This is a genomic window from Actinokineospora iranica, assembly GCF_900101685.1.
In the GTDB taxonomy this organism is placed as follows: Bacteria; Actinomycetota; Actinomycetes; order Mycobacteriales; family Pseudonocardiaceae; genus Actinokineospora; species Actinokineospora iranica.
In genome coordinates this window covers 63166-79990 of sequence record NZ_FMZZ01000006.1, presented here as the reverse complement: position 1 = coordinate 79990, position 16825 = coordinate 63166, and the positions used below count along the sequence as shown (strand labels likewise).

14 protein-coding genes and 2 pseudogenes are annotated in these 16825 nt (G+C 71.9%); 6 read left to right on the top strand and 10 right to left on the bottom strand.

Annotated features, from left to right (window positions below; all coding sequences use genetic code 11):
* Positions 1–56: 56 nt before the first annotated feature.
* The gene (locus BLS56_RS14055) at positions 57–989 is read left to right on the top strand and encodes a cobalamin biosynthesis protein (protein ID WP_091450491.1); all 933 of its coding nucleotides are present in this window, start codon (positions 57–59) and stop codon (positions 987–989) included.
* 65 nt (positions 990–1054) lie between these two features.
* Here the strand turns inward: BLS56_RS14055 and BLS56_RS14050 are convergent, their stop codons facing one another.
* The 9 genes from BLS56_RS14050 to BLS56_RS14010 all read right to left on the bottom strand — a co-directional run bounded on the left by BLS56_RS14050 (position 1055) and on the right by BLS56_RS14010 (position 13438).
* Positions 1055–2398: an ADP-ribosylglycohydrolase family protein gene (locus BLS56_RS14050; RefSeq protein WP_228771631.1), complete on the bottom strand. Its 1344-nt coding sequence runs from the start codon at positions 2396–2398 to the stop codon at positions 1055–1057.
* On the bottom strand, positions 2395–4539 hold the full coding sequence (locus tag BLS56_RS14045; protein ID WP_091450489.1) for an ADP-ribosylglycohydrolase family protein: 2145 nt from the start codon (positions 4537–4539) through the stop codon (positions 2395–2397). The genes BLS56_RS14050 and BLS56_RS14045 overlap by 4 nt, the downstream gene beginning before the upstream one ends.
* A 28-nt stretch (positions 4540–4567) precedes the next feature.
* On the bottom strand, positions 4568–4999 hold the full coding sequence (locus BLS56_RS14040) for a hypothetical protein (protein WP_091450488.1): 432 nt from the start codon (positions 4997–4999) through the stop codon (positions 4568–4570).
* 13 nt (positions 5000–5012) lie between these two features.
* Positions 5013–5462: a hypothetical protein gene (locus BLS56_RS14035; RefSeq protein ID WP_091450487.1), complete on the bottom strand. Its 450-nt coding sequence runs from the start codon at positions 5460–5462 to the stop codon at positions 5013–5015.
* On the bottom strand, positions 5459–11389 hold the full coding sequence (locus BLS56_RS14030; RefSeq protein ID WP_091450486.1) for a WXG100-like domain-containing protein: 5931 nt from the start codon (positions 11387–11389) through the stop codon (positions 5459–5461). Before BLS56_RS14030 ends, BLS56_RS14035 begins: the two co-directional genes overlap by 4 nt.
* A gap of 56 nt (positions 11390–11445) precedes the next feature.
* The gene (locus BLS56_RS14025) at positions 11446–11766 is read right to left on the bottom strand and encodes a WXG100 family type VII secretion target (RefSeq protein WP_091450485.1); all 321 of its coding nucleotides are present in this window, start codon (positions 11764–11766) and stop codon (positions 11446–11448) included.
* Positions 11763–12338, bottom strand: coding sequence for a YbaB/EbfC family nucleoid-associated protein (locus BLS56_RS14020; RefSeq protein WP_175482824.1), 576 nt, complete (start codon positions 12336–12338; stop codon positions 11763–11765). The genes BLS56_RS14025 and BLS56_RS14020 overlap by 4 nt, the downstream gene beginning before the upstream one ends.
* A 99-nt stretch (positions 12339–12437) precedes the next feature.
* Positions 12438–13226 carry an SURF1 family cytochrome oxidase biogenesis protein gene (locus BLS56_RS14015; protein ID WP_091450484.1) on the bottom strand — a complete coding sequence of 263 codons (789 nt, stop codon included), beginning with the start codon at positions 13224–13226 and terminating at the stop codon, positions 12438–12440.
* 41 nt (positions 13227–13267) lie between these two features.
* Entirely contained in the window at positions 13268–13438 is a 171-nt protein-coding gene (locus BLS56_RS14010) for an arsenate reductase/protein-tyrosine-phosphatase family protein (RefSeq protein WP_407640515.1), read from the bottom strand.
* A gap of 127 nt (positions 13439–13565) precedes the next feature.
* Here BLS56_RS14010 and BLS56_RS31400 point away from each other — a divergent pair, with 127 nt between their 5' ends.
* The 3 genes and pseudogenes from BLS56_RS31400 to BLS56_RS14000 all read left to right on the top strand — a co-directional run bounded on the left by BLS56_RS31400 (position 13566) and on the right by BLS56_RS14000 (position 15084).
* Entirely contained in the window at positions 13566–13727 is a 162-nt protein-coding gene (locus BLS56_RS31400; protein WP_175482823.1) for a hypothetical protein, read from the top strand.
* Positions 13724–13810 (top strand): annotated as a pseudogene (locus BLS56_RS33010) (helix-turn-helix domain-containing protein); the annotation flags it as partial. The gene BLS56_RS31400 and the pseudogene BLS56_RS33010, both read left to right, overlap by 4 nt.
* A 401-nt stretch (positions 13811–14211) precedes the next feature.
* Positions 14212–15084, top strand: coding sequence for an RNA-guided endonuclease TnpB family protein (locus BLS56_RS14000; RefSeq protein ID WP_175482822.1), 873 nt, complete (start codon positions 14212–14214; stop codon positions 15082–15084).
* A gap of 19 nt (positions 15085–15103) precedes the next feature.
* On the opposite strand, the pseudogene BLS56_RS13995 reads toward BLS56_RS14000, so the two are convergent.
* Positions 15104–15409, bottom strand: a pseudogene (locus BLS56_RS13995) (arsenate reductase/protein-tyrosine-phosphatase family protein); the annotation flags it as partial.
* Positions 15410–15432: 23 nt separating this feature from the next.
* Between BLS56_RS13995 and BLS56_RS13990 the strand changes: the two are divergent.
* Both BLS56_RS13990 and cobC read left to right on the top strand, forming a co-directional pair.
* Entirely contained in the window at positions 15433–15633 is a 201-nt protein-coding gene (locus BLS56_RS13990; RefSeq protein ID WP_091450481.1) for a hypothetical protein, read from the top strand.
* Between the two features lie 125 nt (positions 15634–15758).
* Positions 15759–16823 (top strand): Rv2231c family pyridoxal phosphate-dependent protein CobC, encoded by a 1065-nt coding sequence (gene cobC, locus BLS56_RS13985; protein WP_091450480.1) that lies wholly within the window; start codon positions 15759–15761, stop codon positions 16821–16823.
* Positions 16824–16825: the final 2 nt, after the last annotated feature.

The window sequence follows — 16825 nt, the reverse complement described above, 5'->3', positions numbered from 1 at the left end:
GCACACCGCCCGCGCCGCGCGATACCGTTCACCCGCACTGGGGAAGGAGAGCGCCTGTGTCCGCGGCACGTGCTATCGGGCTGTTGCTGGGAGTCGCCGCCGACGTCGCGCTGGGCGACCCGCGCCGCTGGCACCCCGTCGCCGGGTTCGGCCAGCTCGCCAAGAGGGTCGAGAAGGCCGTCTATAGAGACAACCGCGCGCCAGGGGTTCTGTATACGGCGCTGCTTACCGGCGGCGCGGTAAGTCTCGGCCTCGTGGTCGAACGCGCCCGCAACCCGCTGCTCCGGACGGCGGGAACCGCCCTGGCCACCTGGGTCGTCCTCGGCGGCCGCTCGCTGGCCGCGGAAGGCACCCTCATCGGCCGCCACCTGGACTCCGGCGAGGTGGAAGCCGCCCGCGACCGCCTGCCGAACCTGTGCGGCCGGGACCCGCAAGCGCTTGACGCCAAGGCCCTGGCCCGCGCCACGGTCGAATCGGTCGCCGAGAACACCTCCGACGCGGTCGTCGCCCCCCTGGTCTGGGGCGCGGTCGCGGGCGTCCCCGGCCTGCTCGGCTACCGCGCGGTCAACACCATGGACGCCATGGTCGGCCACCGCTCCCCCCGCTACCAGCGCTTCGGGTGGGCGTCGGCCCGCCTGGACGACCTGGCCAACCTCGTCCCCGCCCGCCTCGCCGCCGCCCTCACGGTCGTCGGCGCCCCCGTCGTCGGCGGCAACCGGCGCGGCGCCTGGATCGCCTGGCAGCGCGACGCGTCGGCGCACCCGAGCCCCAACGCGGGCCGGGTCGAGGCCGCGTTCGCCGGAGCCCTGGAAGTCCGCCTGGGCGGCCGCACGGTCTACCCCTACGGCGTGGAAGACCGCCCCGTCCTGGGCGACGGCCGGATGCCTGACGCTGGGCACGTCACCCGGGCGGTGGAGCTGTCCCGCGTCGTGGGCGGCCTCACGGCGGCGGTGGCGGCTGTCGTCGCGCTGCTGGTCCGTCGGCGCTGAGGCCCCTCCGCTCCGCGAACGCGTAGATGAACTGTTGCGGCGCGTTGGCCTGCTGAGCTGTGGGCTCACACGGCCGGTTTGGCAGCCGGGTAGCGGAACACCCATTCGCCATTGTTCGGGGGAGTCGGGCCGAACTCGGCCAAGGCGTCGTTTGCCAGGCGCTCGATGACGTCGCGCAACTCGAGTTGGGACAGCCACCCCTGGTCGATGGCGTCTTCGCCGTAGAGGGCGCCGACGATGTTGCCGCAGACCGCGCCCGTCGAATCGCTGTCGCCGCTGTGGTTCACCGAGAGCAGCAGGGCCGCGTTGAGGTTGTCGGCGGCCAGGGCCGCGTAGACCGCGATCGCCAGCGCGGACTCGCCCACGGCTCCGGTGCCGAGGGTTTCGACGCGCTCCGGGGTCGGCGGGCCGCTGGCGGCCAGGGCGATGGCCGCGTCCAGGGCCGCCGAGGTCTCCTCGTGCCGCTCCCAGCGGGCCAGGTGCGCGCGGACCGCGTCCAGCGCTGGCCGCAGCGGCACGCCGCGCAGCAGGCCGTGGACCAGCATCGCCAGTGCCCCGGCCGACAGGTACCCGCTCGGATGCCCGTGGGTGACCGCCGCCGACATCGCGGCGACATCGAACACCACCGCCGGATCGTCGGACCACAGCGCCGCGGGGGCTGCCCGCATGACACCGCCGCAGCCCTTGGAGTCGTTGACCGGCGCGGCGAGCGTCCCCGCCCGGCCGGTCGCGCCGTACTCCTGGAGCGTGAAGAAGCACGTGGCGCCCGGCGCGCGGCGCTTGAACAGGCCGGGAACGCCGATCAGCCAGCCGTCCGGGGTCTCGGCGGTGTCCCGGGGGCCGCGCGCCTTCGCCCACGGGACACCCTGGGTGTGCAGCCACCGCTGGTACGCCATCTGGAGCGCGTAGCCGACGTCGCTCCGGCCTTCCCGGCGCTGCTGGGCGTGGGCGCGGATGAGCGCGTCGAGGGTGAACAGCGTCATCTGCGTGTCGTCGGTGATCCGGCCGACGCCGTTGTAGGCGGGAATCATGGCGGTGATGCCCGCGGGCCCGGCCAGGCCCCGGATCTGGTCCAGCGGCTTCCCCTCGATCGGCGCCCCGAGCGCGTCCGCCACCGCCCCCGCCAGCACACACCCGCGCCATCGCCGCGGGTCGACCCGCGCGACCACCGGCCGCAGCGAGTCGGGATCAGCGGGCGCCACCGGATTCCGGGTGACGAACCACCGACCCGCCGCGTCGGCCCCGATGTGCACCTCGACCCGCAGCGTCTTCGCAGGCCCAGGCGGGATCGGCCGCGCGTCGGCGGCCTGTTGCAGGCGCAGCAGCCGCGCGAGCACGGCGAGGTCGGCGTCGGTCAGGTTGGGATCGGTCAGGTTGGGATCGGTCAGGTTGGGATCGGTCACTGTCACGTCCGGGGGTATCGGGTTGTCCAGGTGCCCGCGTCCATCGGCGAGGCGCGGTGGTAGCGGCGGTAGGCGTCGGTGGCGAGGGTCTCCACCAGGTGACGCAGGTCCAACTGGTCCACCCAGGCGCGAGGCAGGCCGGGGATGCCGGTGCGCGCCCCGAGCAGCGCGCCCGCCAGCGCCCCGGTGAGCGCGCTGCGGCCGGAGTGGTTGACCGCGCGCAGCAGCGCCACCTCAGGTCGGTGCTCGAACCCGGAGATCGCCGCGAGCGCCTGTCCGAGCGCGGTGAGCGAGTCCCGGCCTGCGCCCAGGTTCTCCGGGGTGCGCACGTCCGGGAGACCGAACTTCTTGAAGTCGGGCAGCGCCGCCGTGGCCGCGGGGGTCACCTCGGGCACCTGCACCTTTCGCCCGGAGATCCACACCGGCATACTGCCGATGTTCACGGCCAGGACTTGCTCGAAGAGCCTGGCCAGGTACTCGGTCGCGGCGATGTCGATCCCCGCCGCGTGGGTCAGCCCGGCGAGCAGCCGCGCCGCGATCGGGACGCCCTGGTCGAGCCCGGTGCCGGGGCCGCCCACCGTGAGCGCCGCGGGCAGAGCGGCCAGCAGCGCGCCCGACCCGGAGCCGGTTCCCCGGTTTCCGTCGGCAAGAGCGCGGATCGCGGCGAGTTCGTCGGGGTCGGGCAGCCGGTCGGCGTAGAGGTCGGCGACCTTCACCAGCCACCCGTCGACCTCGATGGGCACCCAGTCGCCCTGGGTGTGCAGCCAGCGCAGCAGCCCGCCGGCCGCCGCGTCGGCGAACACCGCGTGGTCGGCGGCGTCGACGTCGCGGTGCGGGCTGCGGATGACGCCTTCGGTGAGGAAAAGCAGCCGCTGAGTCAGCGGACCGATCTGGCCCGGCCGCTCGTACGCGGGCTGTAGGCCCAGCACGCCGGGGACGCCGTGTCGCGCGTGGATCTCATCCAGGCTGAGCCTGTCCACCGCCGCGCCCAGCGCCTCGCCCAGGGCGAACCCGACGAACGCGCCGGACACCCGCCGCCAGTTGAACCGGAACCCTTTCGGCGCGTCGGCGCAGTACTTGCCGAACGTGTCCTTGGTGGGGATGGGCTTGCCGTTGTCGTCGTAGGTCCAGGTGAGGCCGTTGGCGGCCAGGTCGTCCGGCCACCTCGGCTCCTTCGTCTCATAGACCAACTGCCGCCACGACTTCGCGAGGACGGTCTTGCGGATCTCGTCGTCGGTCAGTTCGACGTCGTTGATTCGCGCGTACCGGGCCTCGTGTTCGGGCGACCGCGCGGGCTTCGCCAGCCCCAGCCGGGCCGCGGTCTCCTCGGTCAACCGCTCCACTTCCGCGCTGAACTCGAACCTCGACCCTTCCATGTCGACCGGCGGCTGGACCCGGGGAAACCGCGCCAGCGCCGCGGCGATGTCGCCCGCGCGCAACTCCAGGGGACCCTCGCCGCCGTAGAAGAGCACCCCCATGTCGTCGGGAAGCTCGCCGACGAGTGTCGCGACGTCGACCCGCCGCCACGTGGTCGTGTCCGCGGGCAGCCGCCGCGTGGACGAGTAGACGGGGCAGAAAGTCGTGTGCCCTCCGGAGGTGAAGACCACCGCCTGCGTGAGCGCGATGGCGAGCTTCTCGTCGTCGAACCAGCCGACGGCGCGAAACGCCATCATCCAGTCGACCGGGTTCTCCAGCCACTCGATTCCCATGCGCCTGGGCCCGGGCCGGTACCCCGGGTTTTCCCGTTCCACCCCGGTCGACGTGCCGTCAGGAAGCACCTTCCGCCAGCCGCCGATCGCCCTCGCGGGCACCCCGAGATACCCCAGCCCGGACAACGCGACCTCCGGGTCGATGATCTCAGCCCAGTACTCCTGCCCCGGCATCCGCGCCGGAACGCTCACCCCACCGGGCTGCGGACTAGGCTCCCGCAACTCCCCGTCGGGCTCCCGAACGATGAGCCGAGGTGGCGGAAAGATCTCCTTCCCGGCGTCCCCCCCATCGAGGTAGGCCACCGAGTTGTAGGGCACCGACCACCCCTCGGGAACGAGCCGCACCTTCTCGTGCTCCACCCGCAGCCCCGCCATCTGAGGCCCGTGGACGGCGCGTAGCCACTCCTCGACCTTGGCCACCGCGGCCGTCGCTTCCACCTGACTCAGCCCTTTCCCCTTGACTCACTCACCTGCGTGTGACACTGAGCGACGGCTGCTCACCCGCGGCCCGCCGCGCGGCTTCCGCTTCCCACATCGCGAAAGTCCGACGGCGAATGGATTTGATCAGCGCGAGTTCCTCGTCGGTGATCTTGCGGTTTTCCGCTTCCGCTTGTGCGAACAGCGTGTGGATCGTGTCGTAGAGGGCGAAGATCGGGCCGTCGCCACGGAGGTGGTAGGCCCGGATTCCTTCTGTTTCCTGCACGAACTCGTCTTTGTCGAGGCGCGAGATGTCGCTTGTGGAGGTCGCGCTCAACACCGCCATGATCGGGTCGTTGTCGATCTCGAATTCGCCGGTGCTCCAGTTGAGCAAGTACCCGATCCACTGGCCGTCGGGGGCGGTGTCGAGCTTGAATGTGCGGCCGAAGTGCAGGAAGTAGTCGGGTGTTTTTGCGGTCATGTGGTCGCCCCTTTCATTGCTCGACGTCCCACCTATGTCTGACGCTGAAGGTCGGTGGTTCGCCTGCGGCTCGGCGTGCGGTTTCCGCTTCCCACATCGCGAATGTCCGGCGGCGAATGGATTTGATCAGCGCCAGTTCCTCGTCGGTGAAAAGTTTGCGTCCCTCGCTCTCGCGCTGGGCGAACATCGCGCGGATGGTGTCGTAGAGGGCGAAGATGGGGCCGTCACCGCGAAGACGGTAGGCCCGGATTTCTTCTGTGCGCCAGATGAAATCCTCTTTGTCGAGGGCCCAGATGTCGCTGCTGGAGGTGGCGCCGGAGATGGGCATGATCGGGTCGTTGTCGATCTCGAACTCGCCGGTGTCCCAATTGAGCAGGTAGCCGACCCACTGGCCGTCGGGGGTGGTATCGAGTTTGAATGTGCGGCCGAAGTACATATAGTATTCCGCTGCCCGTGTTGTCATTGCCCGCTCCTGTCGTTCGGCTGGGCGTCGCCGCGTACGATGCCGCCACCCAGCGTGAAGGCTGCCGCGAATCGATTTTTTTCCTCATTGAGGATAGACGCATGCAGCGCTCGTTCTTCCGGGGTCAACGCCCGGTTCTTCCCATCGGGGCTCAGTGGCCTGTTGAGATCTTCGTTGGCCACTGCCTGAAGGTCTCTGCGTACCTCGAACAGGGCGTGTTCGTAGTCGGCCACATCATCGATGGACTTGAGGTGCAGGCGTAGCTCGGCGACATGGTGCCCACCGCCGGGCAGTTCCATCCGGACGCTCATCTGCAGGTCGCGGTACCCGCTCTTCTGGGGGGTTGTGAATCTGTCGGAGAACTCGACGATCTCGATCTTGGACTCTGGTTTTTGGGTCTCGGTGAGCAGCACGGAAAGGCCACGGTAGGCGTCATCGATCGTGTCATATTGGATCTTTGACCCGACCAGGTCGGTCAATCTGCTTGCCACGCCGTTGTATCCGTCCACCTTGTCGTTCGCGCGAACGCGGCTCTTCTCGGTTTTCCGGGACTCAGCGTGGCCGCCCGTTGCCGCCGCGACCCGTTCGGCCAGTTCGTGCAACTGCCGCTGTTTGCCGGACCAGTTGTCGTAGAGGCGGTCCATGTACTCGCGGCGGTATTTCAGGTCGTCCTTGCGGGCTTCATCGAAGTCCGGTTGGTCACGGTATTCATCCAAGATAGCGCCCGCGATGGCACGCGCCAGGGCAGAGGTCTCCGCCTGCTCCGGGGGCAGTGCCGCAGGTGGGGGCTTGGGGTCGGCCTCGTAGGTCTCCGCGAGGTCGGCTGGGCCCTGCGGGTGGTCTTGGACCTCGCGCACGCAGTCTTCGAGGACGTCGATCGCCTGGGGGTGGGTCAGCAGGTTGGCCAGGGTCTGCGGCCGGGCCAGCAGCGAGTTCTCCAGGAACGGCACGTCGCGCAGCATTCGGGCCAGGGCGGGATGACGCGGCAGCAGCGCGGCGATGGCCTCGCCGATGTGGACCTTCTCGCCGTCGACCTTGATTCGGGAGTCGGGGTCGCGGTGGCTGATGGCGTCGGCGACGCGCATGGCCTCCTGCGGGCGGGGGTGTCGCAGGTACCTGTCGATCTCCGCGCGGGTCGGGAGCGGGCGCTCGCCCGCGGGGTCCTGGTCGCGCGGGGGCGGGTCCGCGGCGCCATAACCACCCTGGTCGGACTGGGCCGAGGCCGTGTCGGTGTGGGTGTTCGCGGCGTGGCGTTCGGCGACCGTGGCGGGGTCGTAGGGGAGCAGGTCCAGCTTGGTGGGCGGGTGCGGCAGTCGCATCAGGGAGTTGTTCTGCGGATCGATGAACGCCACGCCCTCCCGGGTGTGCGCGACCTCTGCCACGTGGCCGTACTCGGCGCCGTCCGGGCCGAGGTACTTCACCGCGATCACCGCGCGTGAGCCGACGGGCTGCTCCCGCATCGCGCGGATGACGTCGTCGTAGCCCGCGTGGGCCTGCCAGTCGCCGCCCAGTCGGTCGCGGACGTGGTCGAGGGTGCCCGCCGACATCATCTCGTGCGGCCGCAGCGGTCCGGCCTCGGTGTCGATGCCCAGTTGCCGCAGCGCGCTCGCCACGACACCGCGCGTGCAGTTGGTCTGGTAACCCTGGTCGAAGGCGTCGGCGTCGTGGAAGCGCGGGTTGACCCCAGCCAGGTGCGGGTGCCGTTCCGCGACGTACTTGGCCGCCTGGTTGTCGTTGGCCGTCTCGGCGTGGATCGCGGCTTCGCTCGGCGGGTTCGTGGCATGTGACAGCGGCGACCAGTCGTGGTCGCCGACCTGGCCGTCGTCGAGCGTGAGCCGTTCCGCGGTGAGATCCGCGCCCGCGTACCCGGGGGCGGAGCCGTCGAGCCGGTTGTTGATGTGGCTCGGATCGTGCGGCGCGGGCGCCGTCTGGTCCGCGCCCGTGCCGAGGGCGTCGCCGATATCCTCCTGCTTCTGCGCCTCGACCGGCCGGTCGGACGCCCCGGTGCCTAGTACGTCGCCGATCTTCTTGTTGTACTTGTCGAAGATGTTCTTGTTGGCGTTGTTGGCGGCCCGCCGATCGGCGATCTCCCGCTCCGCCGCGTCCTTGTCCAGATACCGGGGATCGCCCGGCAGGACCTCTTCGACCCTGATGATCGTCTTCTGCTTGACGACTCCGCCGCGTTCGACCTCGACGGTCACCTTCTCGTGGGTGTACCACTGGGTGCCCGGCGGGCTGACGCCTTCCCGCTCGGCGCTGTTCTGCGACAGCTCGTGGATGTCGCGGACGGACTTCGCCTGGATGTGCAGCTCGACGTCCTCGCCGAACTTGGACACGAAGTCCGGGGACTCCTTGAACGAGGCGCTGACGATCGTCGGCTCGACCGTCGTGCGGCCCGGCACGTACTGGTCGGCGATGAGCTTCGCCAGCAGCGGGTTGCCACCGACGTTGATGCCCCGCAGCATCTCCGCTTCCCTCGGCGGCAGCTCGTTGATCGCCGAGACGATGGCCCGCACCTGCAGCCTGGCCCGGGTGAAGTCCGCGAGCTGCTCTCGCGCGTCCTCCGGGGTCGCGGTGGCGAGCGCGTCCGGCCCTACCCGATGCGCGGTGTTGGCCGCGTCGAACAGGTCGTGCCCGGTGTAGCCGTGCAACGCGACGGCGCCGCGGTCGGACAGGACTGCCAGCGACTCCGCGGCGTCGCGCTTGGCGAGCGCCACGGCCCTGACCTCGTTGTAGCGGTTCTCGTCGGCGAAGCCCGCGATGAGGGCGGCGTCGTCTTCCGGGGTGGCCCGATGGTCCGGGTCGAAGAAGTAGTCCTCGCTCAGGTGGTCCCGTTGGGACGACGGCTCCTCCGCGTCGGGCGCGGGCTTCTCGGCGTCCGGTGGGGGAGTCGGCTGGTCGGGTTGAGCGTCAGCCTGCTTGTCGGTGGGCGGTTGCTCGTCGGCGGGTGCCCGGTCTGGTTGTGCGACGTCGGCCGCGGTGTCGGGCGCCTGTTCCCGGACCGGCGACTCGGATTGCCGCGCGCTGACCGGGTTGTTCGCATCCGGTGCGGGGGACACCGGTGGCTGGGTGGGTGAGTCCTGCCGGGGGGCGGGGACCTGCGCGAGGTCGTCCGGGCGCGGTCCGGTCTGCGCCTGGCTGGGATCGTGCGGCCGAACCGGTGGCTCCTGCGGCCGAGTCGGCGTGCGGTTCGTGTCCGGCGGAGTCGGTCCTTGCGGAGCGGGGCTGCGCGGGGTGAGCGCTTCGGCCGGTGTGGGTCCCGCTGGTTCGGTCGGGCGTCCCGGTGGCGCGGACATCGGCGCCTGCGGGTGGGAGCCGCCGGGCGGGTGCGGGCGTGCGGGTGCCTGCCCCGGGGGAGGCACCCGCGGACGCTGAGGCGGCGGGCCCTGCGGACGGGAGCCGTCCGACGGCATCGGCCGCTGGTCGGGTCGGGGGTGATACCCCTGCGGCGGCATTGCCCTCGGGTCGCGCCGCGGCGAGTTCGGCGGGGGAACGGGGCCGCGCGGCGGGGCGCCGCCAGGTGCGTGTCCGCCAGGCGCGTGGCCGAGGGGCGGCATCGGCGGACGGCCCCCTCGCGGCGGCGGCATCGGCGGAAGCGGCGAGCGGGACGGGACCGGGGGCGGAAGCGGGCCGCGCTGTGGTTGCTGGCCCTGTCCTTGGGGATTGGGGCGGTACGCGGGCGGCGGCGGGCCGGACGGTTGCGTGGGGTGCGGCGGCCCGCCCTGGGGGCGCGGCGGCGGCGCGCCGTGCGGACCCCGGGGCGGCGCACCGCGCTGCCCTTGGGGCGGTGCCGGGTACGCCCCCTGGTCGAAACGCGGCGGCGTGCGGTGCGGGCCTTGGTCGGAGCGAGGCGGGGGTGCGTGGTGCGCCCCCTGGTCGGAGCGCGGCGGCTGTGGTCCATACGGCCCCGGCCTGCCGGGCAGGCCGCCGTGCGGGCCCGCGGGTGGGTACCCGTTCCCGTGTTGCTGGGGCGGCAGGGGCGGGCCGTCCGGCCTCGGTGGCGCGTCGGGGCGTGGGCCGAAGTGGCCGTTGCCCACGAAACCAGCGGCGTTGACGGCGTCGCCGCGTGGTCCCGGCTGCCTGCCCGCGTCGAATGCCTGGTGTCCTGGGCCGCCCGCGTTCGTCGGGGGTGGCGGCGCCATGCCGTACCCGCCCGACGCCGCGGGCACGGGTCCCCCGCTGGACGGCGAGCCGTGCGAAGGCGCGGCCGAGGACCCGCCTGACGGTGCTTGCCCGTACCCGCCCGCGGGCGATGGCGAAGCGGGCCCGGACCCGCCGCCCACCGAGGATGGCGGGTTACCACTGTGCGACGGTGTGCCGCCCGACTGCGTGGGCGAGGACCCGACCCCCGCTGAACCACCCGTGGGCGCGGCGCCCGGCGAGCTGACTGGACTGCTTGCCGGTGGGCCGCCTGCGGGGGAGCCGCCTGCGCTGTTTGCTGGGCTGCCGGTGGGGGCGGCGCCTGGTGTGTTGGATGGGCTGCCTGCCTGCGGGCCGCCAGCGGGGGAGCCGGGGCTGTTTGGTGGGCCGCTGGCGGGGGAGCCGCTTGGCGTGCTCGGCGGTGGCCCGCCTGCCGAGGAACCGCCCGGTGAGCCAGGCGCCGAACCTCCTGGCGAACCTCCTGGCGAACCTCCTGGCGAACCTCCTGGCGACCCGGCTGGCGAACCGGAATCGGAACCAGGGCCGCCCAGGCCCGCGGCGGCCTGCTGAGCCGGGGGGCCGCCCGCCGACTGGCCGCTGTTTCCGGGCGCGCCGCCGTCTACCCGGTCCGCGGTGGGCGCGGACGACAGCACCGAGGCCTGCGGCGCGTCCACCCTGCCCGCGGCAGGAGCGGAGCCCGCACCGGCCGAAGGAGAGTCCGGTATGGACGGTGCGGCGTCGGAGTCCCCCGCCGCGCCGGGGTCCAAAGTGGACCGAATGGCCGAGTTCCCCGGCGCGGCGGAATCGGGCCGGGCCAAGGGTTCCGGGCCAGGTCGGGGGCCGCCCGTGTCCGGGGCGGTGAAGCCGTCCATGGTGTCCTTCGCACCGCCGACGCCCCGGTCGACCGCGCCGCCGGAGGCACCCATCAGCACGTCCCCGGCCGAGAGTTCGTCGAGTTTCCCGGTCACCGCCGCTTCCCCGACGGTGGTGGCCATTCCCTCCACCGCGCCCCGCGTCGCTCCGCGGACGGCGCCGTCGACCACCTGCCCGCCGACGGTGTCGGACAGGCCGCGGGTCGCGCCCTTGGGGACGGCGTTGGCCGCGGCGCCGACGACGCCCTCGACGGCGCCGCCGATCCCGGCGTCCTTGGTCTTTTCCCAGTCCCAGGACTTGCGGTCGCCCGAAGCCATCTGCACGGCCTGGATGCCCGCGTCGAGGGCGATCCCGCTGACGACGTTGCTCGCCACTTCGCGCAGCACCCGTTTGAGGACCTGCTTCGCGACCTGCTTGAGCCCCTGCTGCATCAGCTTCTGCAGCAGTTGCCTGAAGAGCATCTGCACGGTGATCCGGGTGGCCACCTGGGCGGGGACGATGCCCGCCGCCGAGCCGCCGAAGGTGAACGGCGCCGCGGCGAGCATACTCGCGATCGAGATCGCGAGCATGACCAGCGAGGCGATGATCATGTACTTCGTGTATTCGACGTCCAGGGCGGTGGCGTCGCAGGAGTCGCCGAGGGCCTGGCAGGCCTTGACGAGGGAGTTCAGGTACGCCTCGTCGCCCTCGGCGAACTTCTTCCACATCTGCTCGAAGGCGTCGGCGCTCGCGCCGGTCCACACGTCGATGACGTCCGAGGCGCCCTGCTCCGCGGTGGCGGTGACCTGCGGAATGGCCTGCGCCGCCTGGTGCCAGGCGTCCCGGAGCGCGCGGAGTTTGTCCTCGTCGCCCTCCGGCCAGCTTTCCCCGACGACGATGGGCAGCAGCCACTTGACCTCGTCGGGCATCTCCATTCCCACGGCGCTACCCCAGCCGCGTGAGGATCGGCGGTCGACCTGTTCGCACGGGTTCAGCTCTCCTGGGCGTCGAGACCGTGGCGGTTGGTGTCATCGACGTTGCCGTAGGCGGCCACCGCGTCGGTCACGCCGCTTTGCAGCCCGCGCAGCCCGTCGACCAGGGAGGTGAACGCCTTCACCGTGTCGTCGGAACCGGGCACGTAGTCCTTGGCGAACTCCTGGCCGGAATCGTCGTTGCCCCAGCAGGCGCCCTCGGCGGCGAGAGCGTCGGCGAGGGTTTTCCCCACGGCCGCCAGTTGGTCTGCCGCCGAGCCGAGTTTCGTGGCGGCGCGGGCCGCGACGTCCGGCTCGATGCTGAAGCCACCGGCGGTCACGAGCGGCCCCGGTCGAGCCAGCTGTCCGGCTGTTCGTCGGCGTCCTCGGGTTCGGGTCGCGGGGTGCGGCGCGGTTGTGCCGCCGGGGTGCTCTCTTCGCGCCGGTAGACCGCGCTCTGGTCCTCGTAGGACTCTTCGTCGACCGGGGCGGCAGGCTGCGGTTCGGGCGTGCTGAACTGGGGGAGCAGCCCCGACAGCGACGGCGCCCCCTCCACGAGGTCGGACAGGTCGGGCAAACCGTCGGTGAGTGGCGACATGACGTCGGCCACCTGCTGCTTGACCTTTGCCGCGCCTTCCCGGGCCAGTTGCAGCGCCGAGCGGGCCAGCGTCTCGGGGGTGGACCGCTCGAACGCGGACGGCGCGAACTCCAGCCGGGTCAGCATCCCCGAGGCGTCGACGGACACGCGGACCAAGCCGTCTTTGGACGTCAGCGACGCGGTTGCCTGTGCGGCTGCGGCCTGCGCGTCGCGGAGCATCTCGGTCTGCCGGTGGAAGGTGTCCAACAAGCTGTGCACTTGTTCCTTCATCGCGGCGTTGCGGGCGTGCAGACTCGCCTGATCGTCGCCGGACATGACTGCGTGCCCCCCATGTGCGCATCTGGCGTGAGTCCCGACCCTATCGCCTTGCCGGTTGCAGTCGTCGGCGATCGGAAAGATCCGGCACGTGGTGTCTCAGGTGGCGGCGCGTTCGCGGGCTTCGTCTTCGGCGAGGATCTCGGCGACGGAGCGGCGGCGGGGTTTGTCCGGGGCGTCGAGGACGCCGCCGGGCTGGATTTCCCGCCAGGTGAAGTAGAGCAGGCCCAGGAGGGTCATGACGCCGAAGGCGATCCACTGCAGGGCGTAGGACAGGAACGGGCCCGCCTCCAACTGGGGCAGCGGGAGCGCGCCGAGGACACCGGGGGAGCCCGCTTCGAGTTGCAGGTAGCCGGGGCGGATGTCGAGGTTCGCGGCCGCGCCGACGACGGCCGGGTCGATGGCGTAGACCTGCCGGTGCCCGTCGTCCTGGAGGATCGAGCGGTCGCCTGCCTGGGTCTCGCCCGCGCGCAGGCGGGCGGTGAGGTCGACCTGGCCAGTGGGGGCGGCGGCGAACGGGGGGACGCGCACGCCCTCCACCGGGCGGATGAAGCCGCGGTCGACCAGGACCACCGAGCCGTCGGTGAGGCGGAACGGGGTGAGGACCTCGAAGGCGGCCACGCCCTGGACGGTGCGCAGCCGGGCTAGGGCCTCGGCTTCGGGCAGGTACGTGCCGGTCAGCGTCACCCGCCGCCACTCGCCGGTGACGGAGCCGTAGGGGGCCGGTGGAGCGGTGAAGGAGGCCTCTACGGCCGCGTTGGTGGCCTTGCGGTCGGCGTGCCGCTGGAACTGCCATGGGGCGAGCAGCGTGAAGCACGCCATGGCGAAACACACCACGACGAGCGCCGACAGCAGCCATCCCGGGCGTAGCAGCAACTTCAACCGCACTCCCCAACGGTAGGCCAGTGCGCGCGGGCCGAGCGGCCGGGCTAGGCCTGGGTGCGGTCGGTCACACGCTGGCGGACCCAGGCCAGCAGGCCGGGGGTGGCGGCCTCGACCATGGCCAGGACTTCCGTGAAGCCTTCCGCGCCGCCGTAGTAGGGGTCCGGTATGTCCAGATCGGGTCCGGCGGCCGGGTCGAAGGACCGCAGCAGCGTCACGCGTTCGGGATTGTCAATTGTTGTCTATTGAGTAGGCGGTAGCGTGTGTTGGTGAAGTTGAAGGAGTGGGCGCTGGAGCGGGGCATCCCGTGACGGCGTATCGCTGGTTCCGGGAGGCGGACTCCCGGTGTCTGCGGGCACCGTGGTGGCCTGCGCGACCCAGCGGGGCCTGGCAGTGGGCGAAGTCGTGTCCGAGGTTGGGTCGGGCATGAACGGACATCGCCGCAAGCTCACCCGGATTCGGGCGGCTCGGGTGGTCGCGGCCGCCACCGCGGACGAGGTGCCATGAGGAGATTTCAGCCCCGTGAGGATTTCGTGGTGGCCGCCTACAAGTTCGCCCTCGCCCCCACCCCGGAGCAGGAACAGGCCCTGCTGCGGCAGTGCGGCGCGGCGCGATTCGCGTTCAACCACATGCGCCGCCGAGTCCTGGCAGTGGCCTCCCAGCGGGAAGCGGAATCCTCCTACGACCTCGCCGAGTCCGACCTCACGCCCTGGCAGGGCTGGTCCTTGGCGGAGCTGCGCCGGACCTGGAACCAGATCAAACCCGATGTCGCACCCTGGTGGGCCGACTGCTCGAAGGAGGCGTTCAACACCGGCCTGGACGGGTTGTCCCGCGCCCTGGGCAACTGGCGGGCCGCACGTACCGGTCGGCGGGGTGGACACCCCGTCGGGGTGCCGCGTCACAAGACCCGCCGCAGGACGACTCCATCGTGCCGGTTCACCACCGGGGTGATCCGGGTGGAGGCCACCCGCCGGCACGTCACCCTGCCCCGGTGGGCGGGATCCGCACCAGTGAGTCCACCCGCAAACTCGCCCGCCGCCTGGACTCCGACACCGCCCGCGTCCTGTCTGCCACGGTGCGCCGGGAACGCGGGGGGCGCTGGTTCGTCGCCTTCCAGTGCGAGGTCCAGCGCACCGACCGGCCCGCGCGCAACCCGGAGGCCGTCGTTGGCGTGGACCTGGGGGTGTCGATGCTGGCGGTCACCAGCCGGGGCCGGTTCCACCCCAACCCCCGCCACCTCGCCCACGCCGAGAAGGAGTTGCGGTCGGCCTGCCGTGCCCTGTCCCGCCGACAGGGGCCGGACGTGCGCACCGGCCAACACCCCTCCGGCCGGTGGGAGGCTGCCAGGAATGTGGTGGCCCGTCGGCATGTCCGGGTGGCCGACCTCCGCCGGGACGGGCTGCACAAACTCACCACCGGGCTTGCTCGTGGTTTCGGCACGCTGGTGGTCGAAGATCTCAATGTGGCGGGGATGCTGCGCAACCGCCGCTTGGCCCGCCAGATCGCCGATGCCGGGTTCGGCGAGTTCCGCCGCCAGCTCACCTACAAAACAAGCTGGCGTGGTGGCGAGCTGGTGGTGGCCGACCGGTGGTTGCCTTCCTCCAAGACCTGTTCGGGCTGCGGCTGGGTGAACCCCAAGCTCCGCCTCAGTGACCGGATCTATCGCTGCAAGTGTTGTGGTCTTGTGCTCGACCGGGACCTCAACGCGGCACGCAACCTGAGACAGTACGTCGCCCGGAGTGGCCGGGAGACGGTAAACGGACGTGGAGCCGACCAGAAGACCACCCGCGCCAGAGTGGCAGGTGGCGTTGAAACGTCTACCAACCCCAGTCTCACAAGGCTGGTGCACGTGGGTACTCACTAGAGTTCACTCACCTGCAACGGTCTGGCACTCGGGCCCGCAATGCGCGAGCGTGCCCTTCGTCCATCGCGACGAGCAGGTCGGCGTCGAGGTGGTCGCTTCCCAGCCGACTGGCTACGTGGTCGGTCGGGTAGCCGCCGCGGGCCAGGACGTGCCCGGTGCGCGGGTCGGCGGGGTCGCCGACGTGCCAGCCGCCCGTGCCCGCGCTGCTGACCCGCACCCGGTCCAGCAGGCCCGCCCGGCGCAGGTGCTCGCCGAACACCAGCGCGGCCATCGGGGAGCGGCAGATGTTGCCGGTGCAGACGAAGCAGATGTGGCAGATGTGCACGGGACCGGGGTAAGGAGCGTGCTGTGGACGACGAGCCGTGGTGGTCGGCCGAGTCGGTGTGGCGGCTGCCCGCAGCCGACCAGGAGGTGGCGTTGCTGCGGATCTCGACCGCGGTCGAGCAGCACATGGTCCTGCGCACCTCGCCGGACGAACTCGCCCGGCGCCGGGCCGACCGCTGGCTGCGCGCGCACGGCCTCGCCGTGCTCGCCGACGGTGAGCCCTGACTGGCGCGGCGACCGGAAACGCCCACCGCGTTCGCCCCCACCCCCGACCTGGCTGACTCGCCGATCACAGCGAGCGGGTCCGGCCACAGCGTTGGCGATCGACCGTCGCCCCATAGAATCCTGCGGTGACCAGCACCGGACCCGACGATCACGCGCTCCTGCGCCACCACGGCGACGTCGACGCGCGCCCGGGGCTGCTCGACTTCGCCGTCAACGTGCGCGGCGGCCGCCCGCCGACCTGGCTGCGCGACCGGCTCGCGGGCGCGCTCGACCGGCTGGGCGCCTACCCCTCCGCCGACGACGACCGGCGCGCGCGGGCGGCCGTGGCCGCGCGGCACGGGCGCGACCCCGACGAGGTGCTGATCCTCAACGGCTCGGCCGAGGGGTTCGCGCTGCTGCCCACCCTGGCCCCGGCCGCGGCCGCGCTGGTCCACCCCTCGTTCACCGAGCCCGAGGTGGCGCTGCGCACCGCCGGGGCGCCGGTCCACCGGGTCCTGCTCGACGCCGCCGACGGCTACGCGCTGCACCCCGAACGCGTGCCGGACAACGCCGACCTGGTCGTCCTCGGGAACCCGACGAACCCCACCTCGACGCTGCACCCCGCCGACACCGTCCGGGCGCTCGCCGGGGACGGCCGGACGCTGCTGGTCGACGAGGCGTTCATGGACGCGGTCCCCGGCGAGCCCGAAACCCTCGCGGGCGACAGCGAGACACCTGGGTTGCTCGTCTTCCGCAGCCTCACCAAGACCTGGGCGCTGCCAGGCCTGCGCGCCGGTTACGCCCTGGGCCACCCCGACCTGCTCGCCCGCCTCGCCCGCAACCGTCCACAGTGGCCGGTGGGGGCGCTGGTGCTGGAGGCCGTCGTCGCCTGCTGCGAGCCGCCCGCGCTGGCCGAGGCCGAGGTCGCCGCCGTCGACGCCCGCGACCACCGCGAAGCCCTCGAAGCCGCCCTCGGCGCGCTCGGGATCGCCGTGAACCGGCCCGCGACCGCGCCGTTCCTGCTGCTGGAGGTCGCGGACGGCCGCGCGCTCCGCGAGGCCCTGCGCGGGCGCGGCATCGCTGTCCGGCGCGGCGACACCTTCCCCGGCCTGGGGGAGAACCACCTGCGGGTCGCCGTCCGCTCTCCGGAAGAGTGCGCGCCGCTGCTGGCCGCGCTGCGCGCAGAGCTTCCTATGGGGGTCTCACAATGACA